3 protein-coding genes are annotated in these 1,320 nt (G+C 70.4%); all 3 read right to left on the reverse strand.

The window, feature by feature from the left end; translation table 11 throughout:
- Positions 1 to 236, reverse strand: a 236-nt coding sequence (locus RT567_RS16955) for a hypothetical protein (protein WP_313577347.1), incomplete at its 3' end; no start/stop codon positions are given.
- A gap of 75 nt (positions 237 to 311) precedes the next feature.
- Positions 312 to 887, reverse strand: a complete 576-nt coding sequence (locus RT567_RS16960) for a hypothetical protein (RefSeq protein WP_313577348.1) — start codon at positions 885 to 887, stop codon at positions 312 to 314.
- 81 nt (positions 888 to 968) lie between these two features.
- Positions 969 to 1,320, reverse strand: a 352-nt coding sequence (locus RT567_RS16965; protein ID WP_313577349.1) for a CBS domain-containing protein, incomplete at its 5' end; no start/stop codon positions are given.

Genomic DNA, 1,320 nt, shown 5'->3' on the forward strand with positions numbered 1-1,320 from the left:
GCGCGGGCCTCGACCTGGGCGGCCGCCAGGCGGGCCTCCAGCATCAACGTCTCCAGCCGCGCGGCCTCGACTTCGCGGCTGGGGCGGCTGTTCTCACGCGCGAACAGCATGACATAGGCGGCCAGCGCCAGCGCCACGGCGAGCGCAAGGATGCGCACCCAGGGCGCGGAGCGCGCGGCCTGGTGGTCCGTGGCCCGACGGCCAGACCCGTAACTGCGGCGCTCAGTGCCCCGCAAGGGCGATTCTCCTGTGATGCTTCGACAGGAATCTAGGCTGCGTCGCGGAATCCGTCGAGGGGGCGTGCCCCGGTCTTAGGCCTCTGCTCCGGCGACGTCGCCAGAGGCCGCGCGTGCGGGGGGCGGGGCGGGAATCTCGGTCATGCGGCGCAGGATAGATTGAGCCTTGCGCGCTAGGCGCAGGGACTCCGGCGGAGCGTCGTCCGGGGCCTCGGTCACCGAAGCCATCAACTCTCGCGCCAGGTCCATCAGATCCGGCCCCGCCGCGATCAGGCGCGCCTGGAACTCCACCCGTTGCGGGTCACGGTCGTATTCGGCGCCAGGCACCCGCCAGCCGCCCCAGTCCGCCTTGTCGGTGACGACGACCGGATAGCTGCCGGGAAAGGGATGGTGGGCGCAGTCGGCCGGATCCTGCCACTTGTTGCGCGCCCGCAGGATGCGCCAGCCGCCCAGGGCCTCGGCGGCGGGGTCCTCGGATGAGACCTGCAGTTCGCCGGCTGCGAATTCACGCCCCAGACCCACGTCGTAGGTGATGCGGACCGGCTCGTCGAAACCCTTGGCCCAGACCGGCATGACCTTTTCGACCTGGGCCCAGACGCCGACGCTCTCGACCCAGACCTTCTGGCCTTTCTGGAACTGGGCGCGCGCCATTCCGAACTTCCCTCGTGCAAAGAAGGGAAAGATGCGGTCCCGGCCGTTATCGCCGGGTTCCGCGAAATGGTTAGCGGCGATTTAACCCTGGGGGCGGGAAATCTCTTCCAGCGCCTCGCCGGCGTAGCGTTCCTTGACCCGCGTCGACAGGTCGCCCAGCGACACCACGCCGACCAGGCGGCCGTCCTTGTCCACGACCGGCAGGCGACGAATCTGGCGTGAGGACATCAGGTCCAGCGCGACCTTCAGGTCGTCGTCGGCCCGGACCACCAGGGCGTCGCGCGACAGGACGTCCAGCACGCGCGCTTCAGGCCCTGCGCCCGAGGCGACGCCGCGCACCACGATGTCGCGGTCGGTCAGGGCGCCGATCAGCCGGTCGCCGTCGGCCACGGGAATGAAGCCGAAATCCCCCGCCGCCATCCGCCCGGCGACG

Origin of the sequence: Brevundimonas sp. (genome assembly GCF_032107865.1) — a bacterium.
Taxonomy (GTDB): Bacteria; Pseudomonadota; Alphaproteobacteria; order Caulobacterales; family Caulobacteraceae; genus Brevundimonas.

Excerpts from the sequence above, each read along its gene's own strand:
- RT567_RS16960 (WP_313577348.1), bottom strand. The coding sequence starts at position 887 with ATGGCGCGCGCCCAGTTCCAGAAAGGCCAGAAGGTCTGGGTCGAGAGC.